Source organism: Aeromonas sp. AE23HZ002T15 (genome assembly GCF_054165525.2).
Map to the genome: position 1 here is coordinate 1,894,991 of NZ_CM201342.1, position 16,221 is coordinate 1,911,211.

Here is a 16,221-nt window from a genome sequence, read left to right on the forward strand (position 1 = left end):
TGCTGGTATTGTTAATGTCAGCAAGGCATCCAAATGAGAATATTTACTGTCTTTATATCTCCAAAACGAGACATCAGTCACAAAAATGCCGGCACTGGGCCGGCATATCAATCAGAGGATCCTCAGCTCGGGCGGCACCTCGAACACCACGTTCTCTTCGCGGCCGGGGTGTTCGGTTACTATCTTGCCCCCCAGCTCCCGCAGACGGGTGATGACGTTCTGCACCAGGATGTCGGGGGCTGACGCCCCGGCCGTCACCCCGATGCGTTCCACGCCGTCCAGCCAGTCCGATTCGATCATGGTTGCGTCGTCGATCAGATAGGCGCGTGCCCCCACCTTCTCGGCCAGCTCCCGCAGGCGATTGGAGTTGGAGGAGTTGCGCGAACCCACCACCAGCATGGCGTCCACCAGCCCCGCCATCTCCCGCACCGCGTCCTGGCGGTTCTGGGTGGCGTAGCAGATGTCATCCTTGCGCGGCCCCTGGATCCTGGGGAAGTGCTGGCGCAAGGCGTCGATGACGTCCGAGGTCTCATCCACGCTGAGGGTGGTCTGGGTGACGAAGCAGAGGTCGTCCGGGTTCTTCACCCGAAGTTTGGCCACGTCTTCCGGCGTCTCCACCAGATACATGCCCCCCTCGGGGTTCTCGTACTGACCCATGGTGCCGATCACCTCGGGGTGGCCGGCGTGGCCGATGAGCACGGCCTCGGAGCCCTTGCGACTGGCGCGATGGACCTCCATGTGCACCTTGGTCACCAGGGGGCAGGTTGCATCGAACACCTTGAGGGCGCGGGACTTGGCCATCTCGCGCACTGTCTTGGCGACGCCGTGGGCGGAGAAGATGACGATGCTGTCGTCCGGCACCTCGTCCAGCTCCTCGACGAAGACGGCCCCCGCCTCTTTCAGCTTGTTCACCACGTAGCGGTTGTGCACCACCTCGTGGCGGACATAGATGGGGGCACCGAACTTCTCCAGAGCGCTCTCGACGATGCTGATCGCGCGATCGACACCGGCGCAGAAACCACGGGGGTTAGCCAGCAGAATGTCCATCAGTGAACTTTCTCCTCATCATCCACACCCAGGATCTCCACCTCGAAGGTCACGGTGTGACCCGCCAGGGGATGGTTGAAATCGACGGTCACCGACATGCCTTCCACCGCCCGGATGATGCCGGGCAGCTCGCCGCCGTTGGGCTGATCGAAGATCATGATGGTGCCGACCTTGGGCTCCATATCGGCGCCGAACTTGGCCCTGTCCAGATGGTAGATGTTGTCGGGATTGGAGAGACCGAATGCCTGCTCCGGCGCCAGGGTGAAGCTCTTGGCCTCCCCCTGCTGCAGCCCCAGCAGGCACTGCTCAAAACTGTCCGTCAGGCTGCCATCCCCCATCCGCAGGCGGGCCGGCTTGCCGTGCAGCGCAGTGCTGTCGGCCACCGAACCGTCTTCCAGCTTGATGGAGAAGTGGAACAGCACGCTGCTATCAACGCCGATGGGTTGGCTCATGCGGCCTCTTCCTTTTTCTTCTCACTGCGAAAACCGTCCAGCACTATCATGGCGGCGCCGATGAAGATGAAGCTGTCCGCCAGGTTGAATGCCGGCCAGTGGGATCGCTGCCAGTAGAAGTCGAGAAAATCGACCACATGACCCAGCACCAGCCGATCGAACACGTTGCCGAGCGCCCCGCCGATGATGAGGGAGTAGGCGATACCGCTCCAGCGCTGGGTCACCGACTGCTTGCGCAGCCAGTGGATCAGCAGGCCGCAGATGGCAAACGCCAGCACCGCGAAGAACCAGCGCTGCCAGCCCCCCTGATCCGCCAGGAAGCTGAACGCCGCCCCCTTGTTGTAGACGTGTACCAAGTTGAAGAAGGGGGTGATCTCCACCCCCGGATAACCAAACGGCAACAACTTGACCACGGCGAGCTTGCTCCCCTGGTCCAGTACGAAGGCCAGCACCGCCAGCCACAGCCAACGCAGGCCGGTTTTTTGAGTGTCTTGAGTCATGTTCATCAGGCAAATTGACGCGTTTCGCCGTCACCCTCGACGTTGGTGACGCAGCGGCCACAGATCTCTTCGTGACCGGCGATGGTGCCCACGTCTTCCACATGGTGCCAGCAGCGGTCGCACTTGGCGGCGGCAGACTGGGCCACGCTCAGCCAGAGGTCGTCGCGCTCGGTCGCGACAGCGCCTGCCGGTGCGGCGTCGGCCACCACCACCTTGGCCTTGGAGGTGAGCAACACGAAGCGCAGCTCATCGACCAGGGCGTTCAGGCGGGCAGCCAGTTCCGGCTTGGCGAACAGGGTCAGTTCGGCCTGCAGGGAGCCGCCGATGCGCTTCTCGCCGCGAGCCGCTTCCAGCGCCTTGTTCACTTCCCCACGAACGGTCAGGATCTCGGCCCAGAAGGCATCGCTCATCTGTTCGCCCGCTTCCAGCCCGAACAGGCCGTCATACCACTCCTCGGTGAACACGAACTCGGTGCGATCGCCCGGCAGCAGGGCCCAGATCTCGTCGGCGGTGAAGCTCATGATGGGTGCCATCCAGCGCACCATGGCCTCGGCGATGTGGTACAGGGCGGTCTGGCAGGAGCGACGGGCCAGGCTGTCGGCCTTGGCGGTGTACTGACGGTCCTTGATGACGTCCAGGTAGAAGGAGCCCATCTCGATGGAACAGAACTGCATCAGCTTCTGGGTCACACCGTGGAAGTTGTACTCGTCGAACGCGGTCACGATCTCGGCCTGTACGGCCTTGGCACGACCCACGGCCCAGCGATCCACCACCACCATGTCGGCGGGGGCGACCATGTCGGTGGTCGGGTTGAAACCGTTCAGGTTCGCCAGCAGGAAGCGGGCGGTGTTGCGGATGCGGCGATAGGCATCGGCAGAGCGCTTGAGGATCTCGTCGGAGACGGTCATCTCGCCGGTGTAGTCGGTGCTCGCGACCCAGAGGCGCAGGATGTCGGCACCCAGCTTGTTCATCACGTCCTGGGGGCTGACCACGTTGCCGATGGACTTGGACATCTTGCGGCCCTGACCATCCACGGTGAAGCCGTGGGTCAGCACCTGGTTGTACGGAGCCTTATCCTTCATGGCGACGCCGATCATGAGCGACGACATGAACCAGCCACGATGCTGGTCGGAACCTTCCAGATACATGTCGGCCGGGTTGCCGTTGAACTCGGGACGGGCGTCCACCACGGAGGAGTGGGTAGAGCCGGAGTCGAACCAGACGTCCAGGGTGTCCGGCACCTTGTCGTAGTTGTCGGCATCTGCGCCCAGCAGATCGGCCTTGTCCAGATCCCACCAGGCCTGAATGCCTTTCTGTTCAACCAGCTTGGCCACTTCTTCCATCAGACGGACGGATTCCGGGTGCAGCTGCTGGGTCTCTTTATGGACGAACAGGGAGATGGGCACGCCCCAGGTCCGCTGACGGGAGATGCACCAGTCCGGACGGTTCTCGACCATGGCCTGGATGCGATTCTTGCCCCATGCCGGCACCCAGCCGCTCTGGCCGTGCTCGGCAATGCCCTGGGTCTCGATACGCTCGATCTCTTCCAGGGCGCGTTTGCGCAGACCGTTCTGCTCCATGCTGATGAACCACTGGGGAGTGGCACGGAAGATGATCGGGGTCTTGTGACGCCAGCAGTGCGGGTAGGAGTGGTTGAACACCTGATGATGCAGCAGGGCGCCGCGCTCGGTCAGCACATCGACCACGGCGGTGTTGGCCTTGAATACATGCTGGCCGGCGAACAGCTCGGTATCCGGCAGGTAGACGCCGTTGCTGCCAACGGGGTTTGCCACTTCCAGACCGTATTTCTGACCGACCACAAAGTCTTCCTGACCGTGGCCAGGGGCGGTGTGGACGATACCGGTACCGGCGTCCAGGGTGACGTGATCACCCAGCACCACGGGCACATCGTAGTGGTAGAAGGGGTGGTTGAAGCGCAGCAGATCCAGGGAGTGCCCCTTGGCATAACCCAGGTTGTGATACTGCTCGATGCCGGCGCGGTCCATCACGTCCTTGACCAGCTCGGCGGCCAGGATCAGGCGCTCGGGGTTGTCACCTTCCACCTGCACCAGGGCGTAGTCCAGCGCCTCGTGCATGGCGATGGCGCGGTTGGCCGGCAGGGTCCAGGGAGTGGTGGTCCAGATCACGGCAGAGAGCGGACCACGGCCGGTGTGACCTTCCGGGCAGTCGAACTTGGCAGCGACCACAGCCTCGTCGACGGCCTTGAAACGCACATCGATGGAGGGGGAGTTCTTGTCGTAGTACTCGACTTCGGCCTCGGCCAGGGCGGAGCCACAATCGGTACACCAGTGCACCGGCTTGGAGCCCTTGTGCAGGTGGCCGTTCTCGACGATCTTGGCCATGGAGCGGATGATGTTGGCTTCGGTGCCAAAGTCCATGGTCAGGTAGGGATGTTCCCAGTCACCCAGCACCCCCAGGCGGATGAAGTCGGTCTTCTGCGCCTCGATCTGGGTCTTGGCGTATTTGCGGCACTCGGCGCGGAACTCGGCGGCGGAGACCTTCTCCCCCGGCTTGCCGACCATGCCTTCCACCTTCAGCTCGATGGGCAGACCGTGGCAATCCCAACCCGGCACATAGGGGGAGTCGAAGCCCGACATGCCCTTGGACTTGATGATGATGTCTTTGAGGATCTTGTTGACCGAGTGACCGATGTGAATGCTGCCGTTCGCATAGGGGGGGCCGTCATGCAGAATGAACGAAGGCTTGCCCGCTTTGGCGCGGCGAATGGCGCCGTAAAGATCCTGATCGTACCAACGCTTGAGCATGTTGGGTTCACGCTTGGCCAGATCGCCACGCATCGGAAACTCGGTTTCCGGCAGATTCAGGGTGTGTTTATAGTCGCTCATCAGTCCTGGGTTCCCTTCTTTTCTAAAAGAGTGCTGGGTAAATTGAATGATGGCAGCCCGAACCAGGCTCGGGCCGCCAGGGCATCTCGTTCGATCTGCTCTTTCAAGGCGGTGAAAGAGTCAAATTTCTGCTCTTCGCGCAGCTTGTGGCGAAGCAGCACCTTGACCTGCTGACCATATAGATCACCAGAAAAATCAAATAGATGTACTTCCAATCTGGCTTGTGTACCGCTCAAGGTCGGCCGTACACCCACATTGGCGACACCGGGGAAGGTCTTGCCGGAACATAACACTTCCACCGCGAACACGCCACCGACCGGGATCACCTGCCGTTTCAAGGCGAGATTGGCAGTGGGAAAACCTATGGTGCGCCCCAGCTTGTCGCCGTGGGCCACCCGACCGCTGATGGCGTAGGGGCGTCCCAGCATCAGCTCCACCTCCGCCATGCGGCCGGCCGCGAGGGCCTCGCGCACCAGGGTGCTGCTGACACGCTGACGGGACAGCTGGAAGCTCTGGGTGCTGATCACCTCGAAACCGAAGCGTCGCCCCGCCGCCTCCAGCAGGTGGAAGTCCCCCTCCCGCCCGCGGCCGAAGCGAAAATCGTCCCCCACCACCAGGTAGTGGACGCCGAGTTTCTCCACCAGCAGTTGCTCGATGAAGGTGCTGGCCGCCTGCTCGGCGAAGCGGTGGGTGAAACGCACGCAGAGCATGCGGTCGATCCGCATGGCCTTGAGGGCTTCGTACTTCTCCCGCCAGCGGCTGAGACGGGCCGGCGCGGCACTGCCCGCAAACAGCTCGAGGGGCTGGGGTTCGAACAGCATGACGCAGGCGGGCAAGCCCAGCTGGGCGGCTTTTGCCTGCAACCTGGCCAACACCGCATGGTGTCCCTGATGAACCCCATCGAAGTTGCCTATGGTCAATACACAACCCCGGTGACGGGGCTTGATATTGTGAATGCCGCGAATAAGCTCCATCAGTGCCTTGTGCGTTGCTGCCATGGAAATCGGCGGATTATATATCAGGCGGCCAGCAGGATCAGCCCTCCTGGCCCGATTTCAGCGGCCAGGGGTCCGTTCCCCCCACCCTCGCCATGGCCCTGCCCGATGCAGAGCCACCCGAACAGCCTTACTGCTGACCCGATTTCAAGTGTCTTGGCCGAACGCCGAGCGCCAGCAGCACTACGCCGTACAGGGCGCCTCCTGCGCAGAGCAGCAGGGTCAGCTCCAGGCTGGCCTTGCCCATGCTCCAGGCACCCCACTGGGCGAGATCCGGCGACAGGTAGGCGAGCAGGCCGCCCATCAGCAGGGTCGCCGCCAGCAGCTTGAGGCAGAACACCCCGGTCTGGCGGGAGGGACGATAGACGTTCTGCACATAGAGCCCCTTGAACAGCAGGGCCGCGTTCAGGGTACCGGAACAGGCGGTGGCGAGCGCCAGCCCCACGTAGCCCAGGGGATAGATGAAGATGAGGTTGCACACCATGTTCGCCACCATGGCCATGATGCCGATCCGCACCGGGGTCTTGGTGTCCTGGCGGGCGTAGTAGCCGGGGGCCAGCACCTTGATCAGCATCAGGGAGAGCAGCCCGGTGGTGGAGGCCAGCAGGCTGGCGCTCGACATGCTCACCTCGTGCAGGCCGAACTCCCCGCGCATGAACAGCACCCGCAAGATGGGCTCGCGCAGCACGGCGATCCCCACCATGGCGGGCAGGCCGAGCAGCATCACCATGCGTACCCCCCAGTCCATGGTGCGGGAGAAGTCCACCGGATCCGCGTCCACATGCTTCTTGGCGAGCGCCGGCAGGATCACCGTGCTGATGGCCACCGCAAACAGGCCGAGGGGAAACTCCAGCAGCCGGTCCGAATAATAGAGGTAGCTGATGGCGCCGGTGGCCAGGAAGGAGGCGAGCATGGTGTTGATCAGCAGGTTGATCTGGCTGACCGAGACGCCGAACAGGGCCGGGATCATCAGGGTGCGGATCTTCACTACCCCGGGGTGATGCCAACCCCACTTGGGCCACACCAGCATGTTGATCTGGCGCAGGAAGGGGTACTGGAACAGGAACTGCACCAGGCCGCCGAGGAAGACGCCGATGGCCAGGGAGATCTCCGGGCGCTCCATCAGGGGAGCTATCCACCAGGCCGCCGCTATCATGGTGATGTTGAGAAACACCGGCGTGAAGGAGGAGACGGCGAAGCGGCCGAAGGTATTGAGGATGGCCCCCGCCATGGCGGTGAAGGTGATGAACCAGAGATAGGGGAAGGTTATCTTGAGCATCAGGCTGGCCAGCTCGAACTTCTCCGCCGCCGGTCCCCCGTGCAGCCAGTCCCAGAACCAGCCCCAGCCGAACAGGGCGGTCAAGACCCCCGAGCCCAGCACCCCGAGCAGGGTCACTATGGTGACTATGCCCCCCAGGGTCCCCGCGACCGCGGCCAGCAGCTCGCGCACCGCTTGCTCGTCACCGTTTTTCTTGTACTCCGTCATCACGGGCACGAAGGCCTGGTTGAAAGCCCCTTCGGCGAACAGCCGACGCAAGAAGTTGGGAATGCGATTGGCGAAGAAGAAGACGTCTGCGGCAACCCCGGCACCGAGCAGATTGGCGATGACCACGTCACGCACCAAGCCCATCACACGGGACGCCAGCGTCATTCCGGACACTATCATGCCGGATTTGATCAATTTCTTACTCAAGACGAGGCCTCTGGAACTGTCAGAAAGAAAAGAATGCTGGTAGAATCGGCCGACAGTTTAACCGTCTCCCATCTGACACACCACCGGGGGGCGGTGTTTATTTGCACAAATCATTTGACAATATGTGGTTGGGAAGGCATATTTCCGGGCCTTTTCAATACACTCGCTAAGACAGTTTTAGGAGTTTTACCTTGGCTAACATCAAATCTGCTAAGAAGCGTGCTCTTCAGTCAGAGAAACGTCGTCAGCACAACGCCAGCCGTCGTTCCATGACCCGTACCTACCTGAAGAAAGTGATCGCTGCCATCGCCTCTGGCGACAAGGCTGCTGCCACTGCCGCTTTCGCTGTTGCTCAGCCGATCATGGATCGTATGGCGACCAAAGGCCTGATCCACAAGAACAAAGCTGCTCGTCACAAGAGCCGCCTGTCTGCCCAGATCAAAGCTATGGCTTAATCAGCTTCGGCTGCATAAAGCTAAAAAAACCGGCCTCTTGGCCGGTTTTTTATTTGGGTTCGCTGCAATAGAGCCGGTGCAGCAGGCCAATCATCTCCCGCACCTCGACGCTTCGCAGGGAATAGTAGACCGTCTGGGCCGCCTTGCGTGTCGCCACCAGTTCATCACGCCTCAGCACCGCCAGATGCTGTGACAGGGCCGACTGACTCAGACCGAGCCGCTCGTTCAACTCCCCCACCGACAGTTCCCGCTCCAGCAGCTGACACAGGATGAACAGACGCCGTTCATTGGCCAGGGCCTTGAGCAGGGTGACCGCGCGCCCGGCATTCGCCGCCATCTCTTCCAGTCGCATCCCCTCTCCCTGCCCGGTTTTCATGTCGTCCCCCACCCTGTTAAAACGACAGGCTGGCGGGCTGGATGGTGGAAAGGTTCTCCTCACCGGCAAACAGGAAGGAGAAGTCACTCTCGCACACCCGCTTCACCGCAGGATGCTGGATCATCCGCTCGGCGAAGATGACGTAATACTCCTCCATCAGATCCTGGGTCTCTCCCAGCAGCATCACCTCCTCCCCCTCCAGGATCTCCTCCCGGTAGATGGTGGGTGCCATGAAGATGCCCTGGTTGAAGAAGCCGAACGCCTTCATCAGGGCCGCATCGTCGAACTCACCGAGGATGCTGGGGGAGATCCCCTGCTGCTCGAACCACTGAGTCAGCTGGCGGCCCATGGCGGTGCGCCGGCCCGGGATGAGCAACTTGCGCTCCTCCAGACAGGCAGGGAAGCCTCTCTCCGGCAGGGGCGCCTTGCAGAAGAAGCTGACCCCACAGCCGCCGAGGCGCTTGGAGAGCAGGCCCGCGTGCTGGCTGGAGTCCACCGGACAGTCGGAGAGGATCATGTCGAGCTTGTGCTCACTCAACTGCTCGAGCAGCAGTTCGTGGGTCGATTCGAAGCAGCGCAGGTGGATGGAACCATCGTTCGGGATGACGGAGAGCAGCACCCGGCTCGCGAGGCGCTTGGAGAGCGCATCGGCGATGCCGACGTCAAACAGGATCTGGCTCTCCTTGCGGTAGTTGACGATATCCAGCATCTCGTAGGAGAGGCTGAACATCTTGTCGGCGTAGCGAAACACCAACTGGCCGAGTTCGGTGGCCTCGAGGGAGCGGCCCTTGCGGATCAACAGCTTGCCGCCCAAACGCTGCTCCAGCAGCTTGATCTGGCCGGTGACCGTCTGGGGGGTAAGAAAAAGGGCTTCCGCCGCTTGTGTGACGGAGCCCTTCTTCTGTGTCATCCAAAAGTAATAAAGATGATTGTAATTAAGGTGTGACATCCGATGGGGTTCCCGCGGCAGGCGGGCTCCGGTAGCAGCTGAGTTCAACTGCCAGAATGTCATACATGTCGCTGATCGAGTCAACCTTGTTTGCGCTGAACTGCTTTTGCAGCACCAGTTTCAGGCTGGCCGGATCCGGCATCCGCTCACCGCAGTAGCGCTTGTTGGACTTCTTGACCCGCTCCCCCGCCCGGCTGCTGAGGGCCCGCTCGCTGAAGGTCTCACCGAACCGGGCTTTGGCCTGTTTGTCCCCCAGCATGAGGGCACTGTCGACCACCCCGTTCAGGTAGGCGGAGCAGCCGGGCGAGGTCGCATCCTGCTGACAATCCGCCAGGTTGTTCGCCCATATCGCCGGGCTCACCAGCAGGGCCAGCCATCCTAGTTTTTTCATAACCCCTCCGTGCTCTGATCCGCCTCCCGGTTGGGAAGGGATATCCGCAGGGCGAGATAGCCGACCACGGCCGCCAGGGTGGACCCCACCAGGATCCCGAGGCGCGAGTAGCTACCGTAGTCCAATCCGCCATGCTCGAACGCCAGCGATGCGATAAACATCGACATGGTGAAGCCAATGCCACACAAAATGCTGACGGCAAAGATCTGCTTGAAGTTGACCCCGCTCGGCAACTGGGCGACCCCCAGCTTCACCGACAGCCAGCTGATGGTGAAGATCCCGAGAGGCTTGCCGACGAAGAGCCCCAGCATGATGCCGAGCGGCACCGGGCTCAGCAGGGAGGAGAGCCCGATCCCGTCCAGGGAGACCCCGGCGTTCGCGAAGGCGAACAGCGGCAAAATGAGGTAGGCACTCCAGGGGTGCAGCGCATGCTCCAGATGCTTGAGAGGCGAGGCGTAGCGCTTGCCGTTCAGCGGGATCATGAAGCCCACGATGACACCGGCCAACGTCGCGTGGACGCCGGACTTGAGCACTGCCACCCAGAGCACCAGGCCGACCAGCATGTAGAGGCCGATCCTGTCTTCCCCGCGCCGATTCATCCACAGCAGGGTCAGGGTCGCCAGGACACCGACCGCCAGCGCCCCCAGGGAGAGCTGCTGGGTATAGAAGAGGGCGATGATGATGATGACGCCGAGGTCGTCCATGATGGCCAGGGCCAGCAGGAACACCTTGAGGCTGGTCGGTACCCGCTTGCCGAGCAGCGCCATCACCCCGAGGGCGAAGGCGATATCGGTCGCCGCCGGAATGGCCCAGCCCGCCCGGGTCACTTCATCGTCGTAGTTGAAGAAGGCGTAGATGAGGGCCGGGGCCAGCATGCCCCCCACGGCGGCGATGGCCGGGAAGGTGGCCTGTACCCGGGAGGAGAGCGCCCCCTCCAGCAGCTCGCGCTTCACCTCGAGGCCGACCAGCAGGAAGAAGATCGCCATGAAGCCGTCGTTGATCCAGAGCAGCAGCGGCTTGTCGATGTCGAGGGCCGCGATGCGCACCTGCACCGGCGTATTGAGGAAACTCTGGTAATACTCCGCCAGCGCCGAGTTCGCCAGGGCGATGGCCAGCAGGGCGGCCAGGATCAGGATGATGCCGGAGGCGGACTCCAGCTTGAGAAAGCGCTTGAATACATCACTCATGGTCTGACTATCCATAACATTGCATTTTTTTCAGTCTAGAGTCGGAGTGAGTCGATGAAAAATCGTTTCTAATTGCCATTAACAACGGGAAAACCGAAGGCAAACCGGCTAAGACCTGCTATAAGCACCGTTTTACTCCCTTTCTCCGCCCCGGTCACCATTCAATTTTTCGCATAAATACACAGATAACGGCATGAAAAAAGGCGCCATCAGGCGCCTCTCTCATCCATGACACCGAGCTGGCGTCGTCAGATGGCCACGGGGGCCTTGATGCCGGGATGGGGATCGTAGCCCTGGATCTCGAAGTCCTCGAATCTGTAGTCGAAGATCGAATCCGGCTTGCGCTTGATCACCAAGGTCGGCAGCGGGCGCGGCTCGCGGCTGAGCTGCAGTGCGGTCTGTTCCATGTGGTTGGAATAAAGATGCACGTCGCCACCGGTCCAGACGAAGTCCCCCACCTCGAGATCACACTGCTGGGCCATCATGTGGGTCAGCAGGGCGTAGCTCGCGATGTTGAACGGCAGGCCGAGGAATACATCGCAGCTTCGCTGGTAGAGCTGGCAGGAGAGCTTGCCGTCCGCCACGTAGAACTGGAAGAAGGCGTGGCAGGGGGCCAGGGCCATCTTGTCCAGCTCGCCCACGTTCCAGGCGGAGACGATGATCCGGCGGGAATCCGGGTTGTGCTTGATGTCGTCCACCGCCTTCTGGATCTGATCGATGACGCTGCCATCGGCCGCCGGCCAGGAGCGCCACTGGGCGCCGTAGACAGGGCCCAGATCGCCGTGCTCGTCGGCCCACTCGTCCCAGATGCTGACGCCGTGCTCCTTCAGGTAGGCGGTATTGGTGTCGCCGTTCAGGAACCAGAGCAGCTCGTGGATGATGGATCTCAGGTGGCACTTCTTGGTGGTGACCAGGGGGAAGCCCTCGGCCAGGTTGAAGCGCATCTGGTGACCGAACAGGGAGACGGTCCCGGTGCCGGTGCGGTCGGACTTGACCGTCCCCTCGTCCAGGATTTTCTGCATCAGGTCGAGATAGGCTCTCATTGCTTTGCCTCCTTGACGCCGTTACCGAACAGCTGTGGCCGCTTGTAGGCGACCCAGATCATCAGGGCGCCGATGATGATCATCGGGGTGGAGAGGATCTGGCCCATGCTGATCTCGTGGAAGTAGAGGCCGAGCTGGCTGTCCGGCTGGCGCACGAACTCCACCAGGAAGCGGAACAGGCCGTAGAACAGCAGGAACATGCCGGAGATGGCGCCCCGCGGCGGATTCTTGCGCCAGAACAGGTTCAGGATGATGAAGAGCACCACCCCTTCCAGGGCGAACTGGTAGAGCTGGGACGGATGGCGCGGCTCCGGGCCCGCCTCCGGGAATATGATGGCCCAGGGCACGTCGGTGACCCGACCCCAGAGCTCGCCGTTCATGAAGTTGCCGATGCGGCCCACCCCCAGCCCGAACGGGATCAGGGGCGCCACGAAGTCGGCGACGGTGAAGAAGTGACGCTGGGTCTTGTGGGCGAACCAGATCATGGCGGTGATGACCCCGATGAGGCCGCCGTGGAAGGACATGCCACCGGTCCAGATCTTGAACAGGTAGGTGGGATCCGCCAGGAAGAGATCGAAGTTGTAGAACAACACGTAGCCGATGCGGCCACCCAGGATCACCCCGAGGAAGCCGTAGAACAGCAGATCGGAGACCTCGTTGCGGGTCCAGCCACTATTGGGGGCATCGGCACGGCGACCCGCCAGCCACATGGCGAAGGCGAAGCCGAACAGGTACATGAGCCCATACCAGCGTACCGACAATGGTCCCAAACTGAATGCTACGGGATCGATCTGCGAGAAAACCCAATATCCGTCGTGCTGCATGGCGCGGCCTCAATCATGAGAAAAGCCGCATTCTCCGATCATTTGTCAGCAGGGACAAGGCATGATTATCAATCGCCTTACTTCGTCTTGTGACCGGCCCGCAGCAGACCGCCCAGGCCATGCTCCTCCAGATAGCGGGCAAACAGGCCGCGCAGCACGTGGGGATTGTCGTGTTTGAGACCGTCGGCCATCAGGGCCGTCAGCTCGTCGAGATGGGATTGGCGCAGCACGTATTTAATGCGGGAGATGTTGTGGGTGTTCATGCTGAAACGGCGATAACCCATGGCCAGCAACAGCAGTACCCCCACCGGATCCCCGGCCAGCTCGCCGCACACCGACACCGGCTTCTGATAGCGATGGGAGGCATCGACCAGCAGTTGCAGGGCGCGGATCACCGCGGGATGGAAGGCGTCGTAGATGCTGGCGACCCGGGCGTTGTTGCGATCCACCGCCAGCAGGTACTGGGTCAGGTCGTTGCTGCCCACGGACCAGAAGTCGATGAGGGGGGCCATCTCCGGCAGGATATAGAGGGCGGACGGTACCTCTATCATGACCCCCAGGCTCGGATACTTGATCTCGGCATTGCGGCTGGCCGCCTCCTCGGAGACCTCGCGCCAGGCCTGATCCAGCAACCGGCGGGAGGCGCGGATCTCGCCGACACTGCTGATCATCGGCAGCATGATGGCCAGGTTGTCCAGCCCCTCGCTCGCCCTCAGCATGGCCTTGAGCTGGACCAGGAACAGCTCGGGGTGATCCAGGGTGAGCCGGATCCCCCGCCAACCAAGGAAGGGATTTTCCTCCACGATGGGGAAGTAGGGCAGTTGCTTGTCCCCCCCCACATCCAGGGTGCGCATGCACACAGGTCTGTCTCTATAGGTCTCCAGGATGCCGCGATAGCGCGCCGTCTGCTCCCACTCCGAGGGGAAGCTCTCCTGCAGCATAAAGGGGATCTCGGTGCGATAGAGCCCCACCCCATCCGCCAGCGCGTTGAGGGCTATCTCGGTATCGGCGCTGAGGCCGGCGTTGAGCAGCAAGGAGACAGGGGTGCCGTCTGCGGTCTCGGAAGGCAGGTTGTCGACGCTGCGCACCAGGGTATCGAGGGCTTGCTCCTCGCTCAGCAGCTGCCGGTACTCGGTCAGGATCACCTGATTGGGTTCGATGAAGAGATCGCCGCTGTAGCCATCCACCACCAGGGTGCGGCCGCCTATGTCGCCGAGGGGCAGATCCACCCCCATGATGGCGGCGACCCCCATGGCACGGGCCAGGATGGCGGCGTGGGAGTTGGTCCCCCCCTTGAGCGACACCACCCCGCTCAGGAATTCCCGCGGGATCTCGGCGAGTATGGTGGCCGTCACCTCGTCGGCGACCAGCACCACGGGCTCCCCTATGGTGAGCTGCTCCGGCTCATCCTGCACCAGCCGGCTGATGAGGCGCAGGGCGATGTCCTTCACATCGGCGGCCCGCTCGCGCAGGTAGGGATCCTTCATCCCCTTGAACTGTTCGATCAAACGGTCGCTGATGAGCTTGACCGCGGAGATGGCCGTCCAATGCTCCTTGCCGACCTTGTTGCGAATAGGTTTGATGTAGCCGGGATCGTCCAGCAGGTGCAGGTAGATGTCGAAGATGGCGACCGAATCCTGGCTGTAGCTCTCGCGAAAGCGCAGGGCCAGGCTCTCCAGATCGTGGCGCACCTCCTCGATAGCGAGTTCGAGGCGAGCGAGCTGCTTGCCGTGATCCTCGTCCTTGCGGGGGGTGATGGAGTTCAGCGCCTTGCGCGGGCGCCACACCCAGGCCTTGGCGATGGCGATGCCGCTGGCCCCGGCGATGCCGCGCAGAGGCTTGCTCCAGTCGGTCTTCTGCAACCAACCCTTGGCCTGGGCCTGGGCGATGCGCGCCGCCAGCTGGGCCGCCAGGGTGACCATGAAGGACTCTTCCCCCTCATCGAACAGCCGGCTCTCTTTTTGCTGGACGACCAGCACCCCCACCACCTGGCGCTGATGCATGATGGGCGCGCCGAGGAAGGAACGAAACGCCTCCTCGGCCACGTCGGGCAGGAATTTGAAACTCGGGTGGGAGGGGGCATCCGCCAGGTTGATCAGCTCCTCCCGCTGACCCACCAGGCCGACGATGCCCTGCTCGAACGGCAGGGTGGCCTTGCCCACCGCCGACTCGGCCAGACCGTCGGTCGCCGCCAGCCGGTAGCGCCGCATCTCGGGCTCGGCCACGTACACGGAGCAGCAGTGCACCGTCATGGCGAGCCGGGTCTGGCTCACCAATGCCTGCAAGGCCTGCTCGAGGGTATTGGCCTCGGCCATGCTTTCGACGATGCGTCTGAGTTCCGTCAGCAACTAGCTGTGCTCCTTAGCGAGAGCGGTTACGCCGCCCATCCTTTCGATTAACCTGCACCACCGGCACCGGCATCGCCAGCGGGGCAAACTCTTTCATCACCCGGCGGTAGACTTCCCGCTTGAAGGAGACGACCTGGCGCACCGGGTACCAGAAGCTGACCCAGCGCCAGTCGTCAAATTCCGGATGGCCATGACAGCCAAACTGGATCCTGGACTCCTTGCCCGGGTTCAACTGCAACAAAAACCACTTCTGCTTTTGGCCAATACAGACCGGTGAACTGTCCCAGCGAACGAGTCGTTTGGGTAAGCGGTACTTCAGCCAGTTGCGGCTGGTCGCCAAGATGGTCACATCGTCGGGCTTGAGGCCTATCTCCTCATACAGCTCACGATACATGGCCTGTTCCGGCGATTCACCATCATCAACTCCCCCCTGCGGGAACTGCCAGGAGTGCTGCCCATAGCGCTTAGCCCACAAAACTTGTCCGTCACGGTTACAGATCACGATGCCGACATTGGGACGAAATCCGTCGCCATCTATCACGTGATCACCATATAAAGGCTGAATCTATAAAGGGATTGTTCCACATTCACCCCGTGGCAGCAAACAGGGACTGTCATCTTACATTCATGAATAACTTGCCATTTCAAGCCAAGTTATAAACAAATTTACGACATCAGTTCACCAAGTTGCCCACCCAGGTTGTGCATAAACCTGTGATCAAACAGGTATATACAGTACTTTTCTCTCAGGGTGCCAAATCAGTCGCTATCATACCCCAACTATGAAAAAACAAAATATTCATTTAAATACATATAGTTAATATTTAAGTGCTGGATCAAGATCCATGTCTTTTGGGGTCGAGGATCCTCATCGGTATTTGTGAACAAGTTCCGCTGCTCAAAGATCCACCAAGGCTAGTTTATCCACAAGCTCGGTGCATTATCTGCACCGATATGGCGGGTAAAATCGGTGGGTTCTCACATTTATTTCTATCCATGGCCCAGGATTGATCCCTTTATGCCAGTTATCCAAGATTTCTGTGGATAACTATGTGCAACAGCCAGGCCAAACCCTTGGACAACTTATTTCCAGC

The 16,221-nt window shown here is 61.4% G+C and carries 15 protein-coding genes; 1 reads left to right on the forward strand and 14 read right to left on the reverse strand.

Translation table 11 applies throughout. From position 1 onward, the window contains the following. Nucleotides 1-111: 111 nt before the first annotated feature. The 6 genes from ispH to murJ form a co-directional block, all read right to left on the reverse strand. Complete coding sequence (ispH, locus tag ACT5M9_RS08655; protein WP_457981973.1) at nucleotides 112-1,047, reverse strand: 4-hydroxy-3-methylbut-2-enyl diphosphate reductase; 936 nt, start codon at nucleotides 1,045-1,047, stop codon at nucleotides 112-114. Continuing rightward, nucleotides 1,047-1,499, reverse strand: coding sequence for an FKBP-type peptidyl-prolyl cis-trans isomerase (fkpB, locus tag ACT5M9_RS08660; protein ID WP_438550657.1), 453 nt, complete (start codon nucleotides 1,497-1,499; stop codon nucleotides 1,047-1,049). The genes ispH and fkpB overlap by 1 nt, the downstream gene beginning before the upstream one ends. Next, nucleotides 1,496-2,005: a signal peptidase II gene (lspA, locus tag ACT5M9_RS08665; RefSeq protein ID WP_457981971.1), complete on the reverse strand. Its 510-nt coding sequence runs from the start codon at nucleotides 2,003-2,005 to the stop codon at nucleotides 1,496-1,498. The genes fkpB and lspA overlap by 4 nt, the downstream gene beginning before the upstream one ends. Further along, on the reverse strand, nucleotides 2,005-4,866 hold the full coding sequence (ileS, locus tag ACT5M9_RS08670) for an isoleucine--tRNA ligase (protein ID WP_457981970.1): 2,862 nt from the start codon (nucleotides 4,864-4,866) through the stop codon (nucleotides 2,005-2,007). Before ileS ends, lspA begins: the two co-directional genes overlap by 1 nt. After that, nucleotides 4,866-5,840, reverse strand: a complete 975-nt coding sequence (gene ribF / locus ACT5M9_RS08675; protein WP_457982049.1) for a bifunctional riboflavin kinase/FAD synthetase — start codon at nucleotides 5,838-5,840, stop codon at nucleotides 4,866-4,868. Before ribF ends, ileS begins: the two co-directional genes overlap by 1 nt. 151 nt (nucleotides 5,841-5,991) lie before the next feature. Further along, on the reverse strand, nucleotides 5,992-7,554 hold the full coding sequence (gene murJ / locus ACT5M9_RS08680) for a murein biosynthesis integral membrane protein MurJ (protein ID WP_457981968.1): 1,563 nt from the start codon (nucleotides 7,552-7,554) through the stop codon (nucleotides 5,992-5,994). A gap of 191 nt (nucleotides 7,555-7,745) precedes the next feature. On the opposite strand from murJ, the gene rpsT reads away from it, so the two are divergent. Continuing rightward, nucleotides 7,746-8,009 carry a 30S ribosomal protein S20 gene (gene rpsT, locus ACT5M9_RS08685; protein WP_005308808.1) on the forward strand — a complete coding sequence of 88 codons (264 nt, stop codon included), beginning with the start codon at nucleotides 7,746-7,748 and terminating at the stop codon, nucleotides 8,007-8,009. Between the two features lie 49 nt (nucleotides 8,010-8,058). Here the strand turns inward: rpsT and ACT5M9_RS08690 are convergent, their stop codons facing one another. The 8 genes from ACT5M9_RS08690 to rppH all read right to left on the reverse strand — a co-directional run bounded on the left by ACT5M9_RS08690 (nucleotide 8,059) and on the right by rppH (nucleotide 15,668). Then, complete coding sequence (locus ACT5M9_RS08690) at nucleotides 8,059-8,361, reverse strand: ArsR/SmtB family transcription factor (protein ID WP_457982047.1); 303 nt, start codon at nucleotides 8,359-8,361, stop codon at nucleotides 8,059-8,061. 40 nt (nucleotides 8,362-8,401) lie between these two features. Then, nucleotides 8,402-9,334, reverse strand: coding sequence for a transcriptional activator NhaR (gene nhaR, locus ACT5M9_RS08695; RefSeq protein WP_457981967.1), 933 nt, complete (start codon nucleotides 9,332-9,334; stop codon nucleotides 8,402-8,404). Next, nucleotides 9,321-9,725: a hypothetical protein gene (locus ACT5M9_RS08700; protein ID WP_457981966.1), complete on the reverse strand. Its 405-nt coding sequence runs from the start codon at nucleotides 9,723-9,725 to the stop codon at nucleotides 9,321-9,323. Before ACT5M9_RS08700 ends, nhaR begins: the two co-directional genes overlap by 14 nt. Next, nucleotides 9,722-10,912: a Na+/H+ antiporter NhaA gene (gene nhaA, locus ACT5M9_RS08705; protein ID WP_457981965.1), complete on the reverse strand. Its 1,191-nt coding sequence runs from the start codon at nucleotides 10,910-10,912 to the stop codon at nucleotides 9,722-9,724. Before nhaA ends, ACT5M9_RS08700 begins: the two co-directional genes overlap by 4 nt. A gap of 248 nt (nucleotides 10,913-11,160) precedes the next feature. Then, nucleotides 11,161-11,955: a thymidylate synthase gene (gene thyA / locus ACT5M9_RS08710; protein ID WP_457981964.1), complete on the reverse strand. Its 795-nt coding sequence runs from the start codon at nucleotides 11,953-11,955 to the stop codon at nucleotides 11,161-11,163. Next, nucleotides 11,952-12,779 carry a prolipoprotein diacylglyceryl transferase gene (lgt, locus tag ACT5M9_RS08715; protein ID WP_438550664.1) on the reverse strand — a complete coding sequence of 276 codons (828 nt, stop codon included), beginning with the start codon at nucleotides 12,777-12,779 and terminating at the stop codon, nucleotides 11,952-11,954. The genes thyA and lgt overlap by 4 nt, the downstream gene beginning before the upstream one ends. A gap of 77 nt (nucleotides 12,780-12,856) precedes the next feature. Further along, nucleotides 12,857-15,127 carry a phosphoenolpyruvate--protein phosphotransferase gene (ptsP, locus tag ACT5M9_RS08720; protein WP_438550665.1) on the reverse strand — a complete coding sequence of 757 codons (2,271 nt, stop codon included), beginning with the start codon at nucleotides 15,125-15,127 and terminating at the stop codon, nucleotides 12,857-12,859. A 13-nt stretch (nucleotides 15,128-15,140) separates the two neighbouring features. Beyond that, nucleotides 15,141-15,668, reverse strand: a complete 528-nt coding sequence (gene rppH / locus ACT5M9_RS08725) for an RNA pyrophosphohydrolase (RefSeq protein ID WP_457981963.1) — start codon at nucleotides 15,666-15,668, stop codon at nucleotides 15,141-15,143. Nucleotides 15,669-16,221 lie beyond the last annotated feature (553 nt).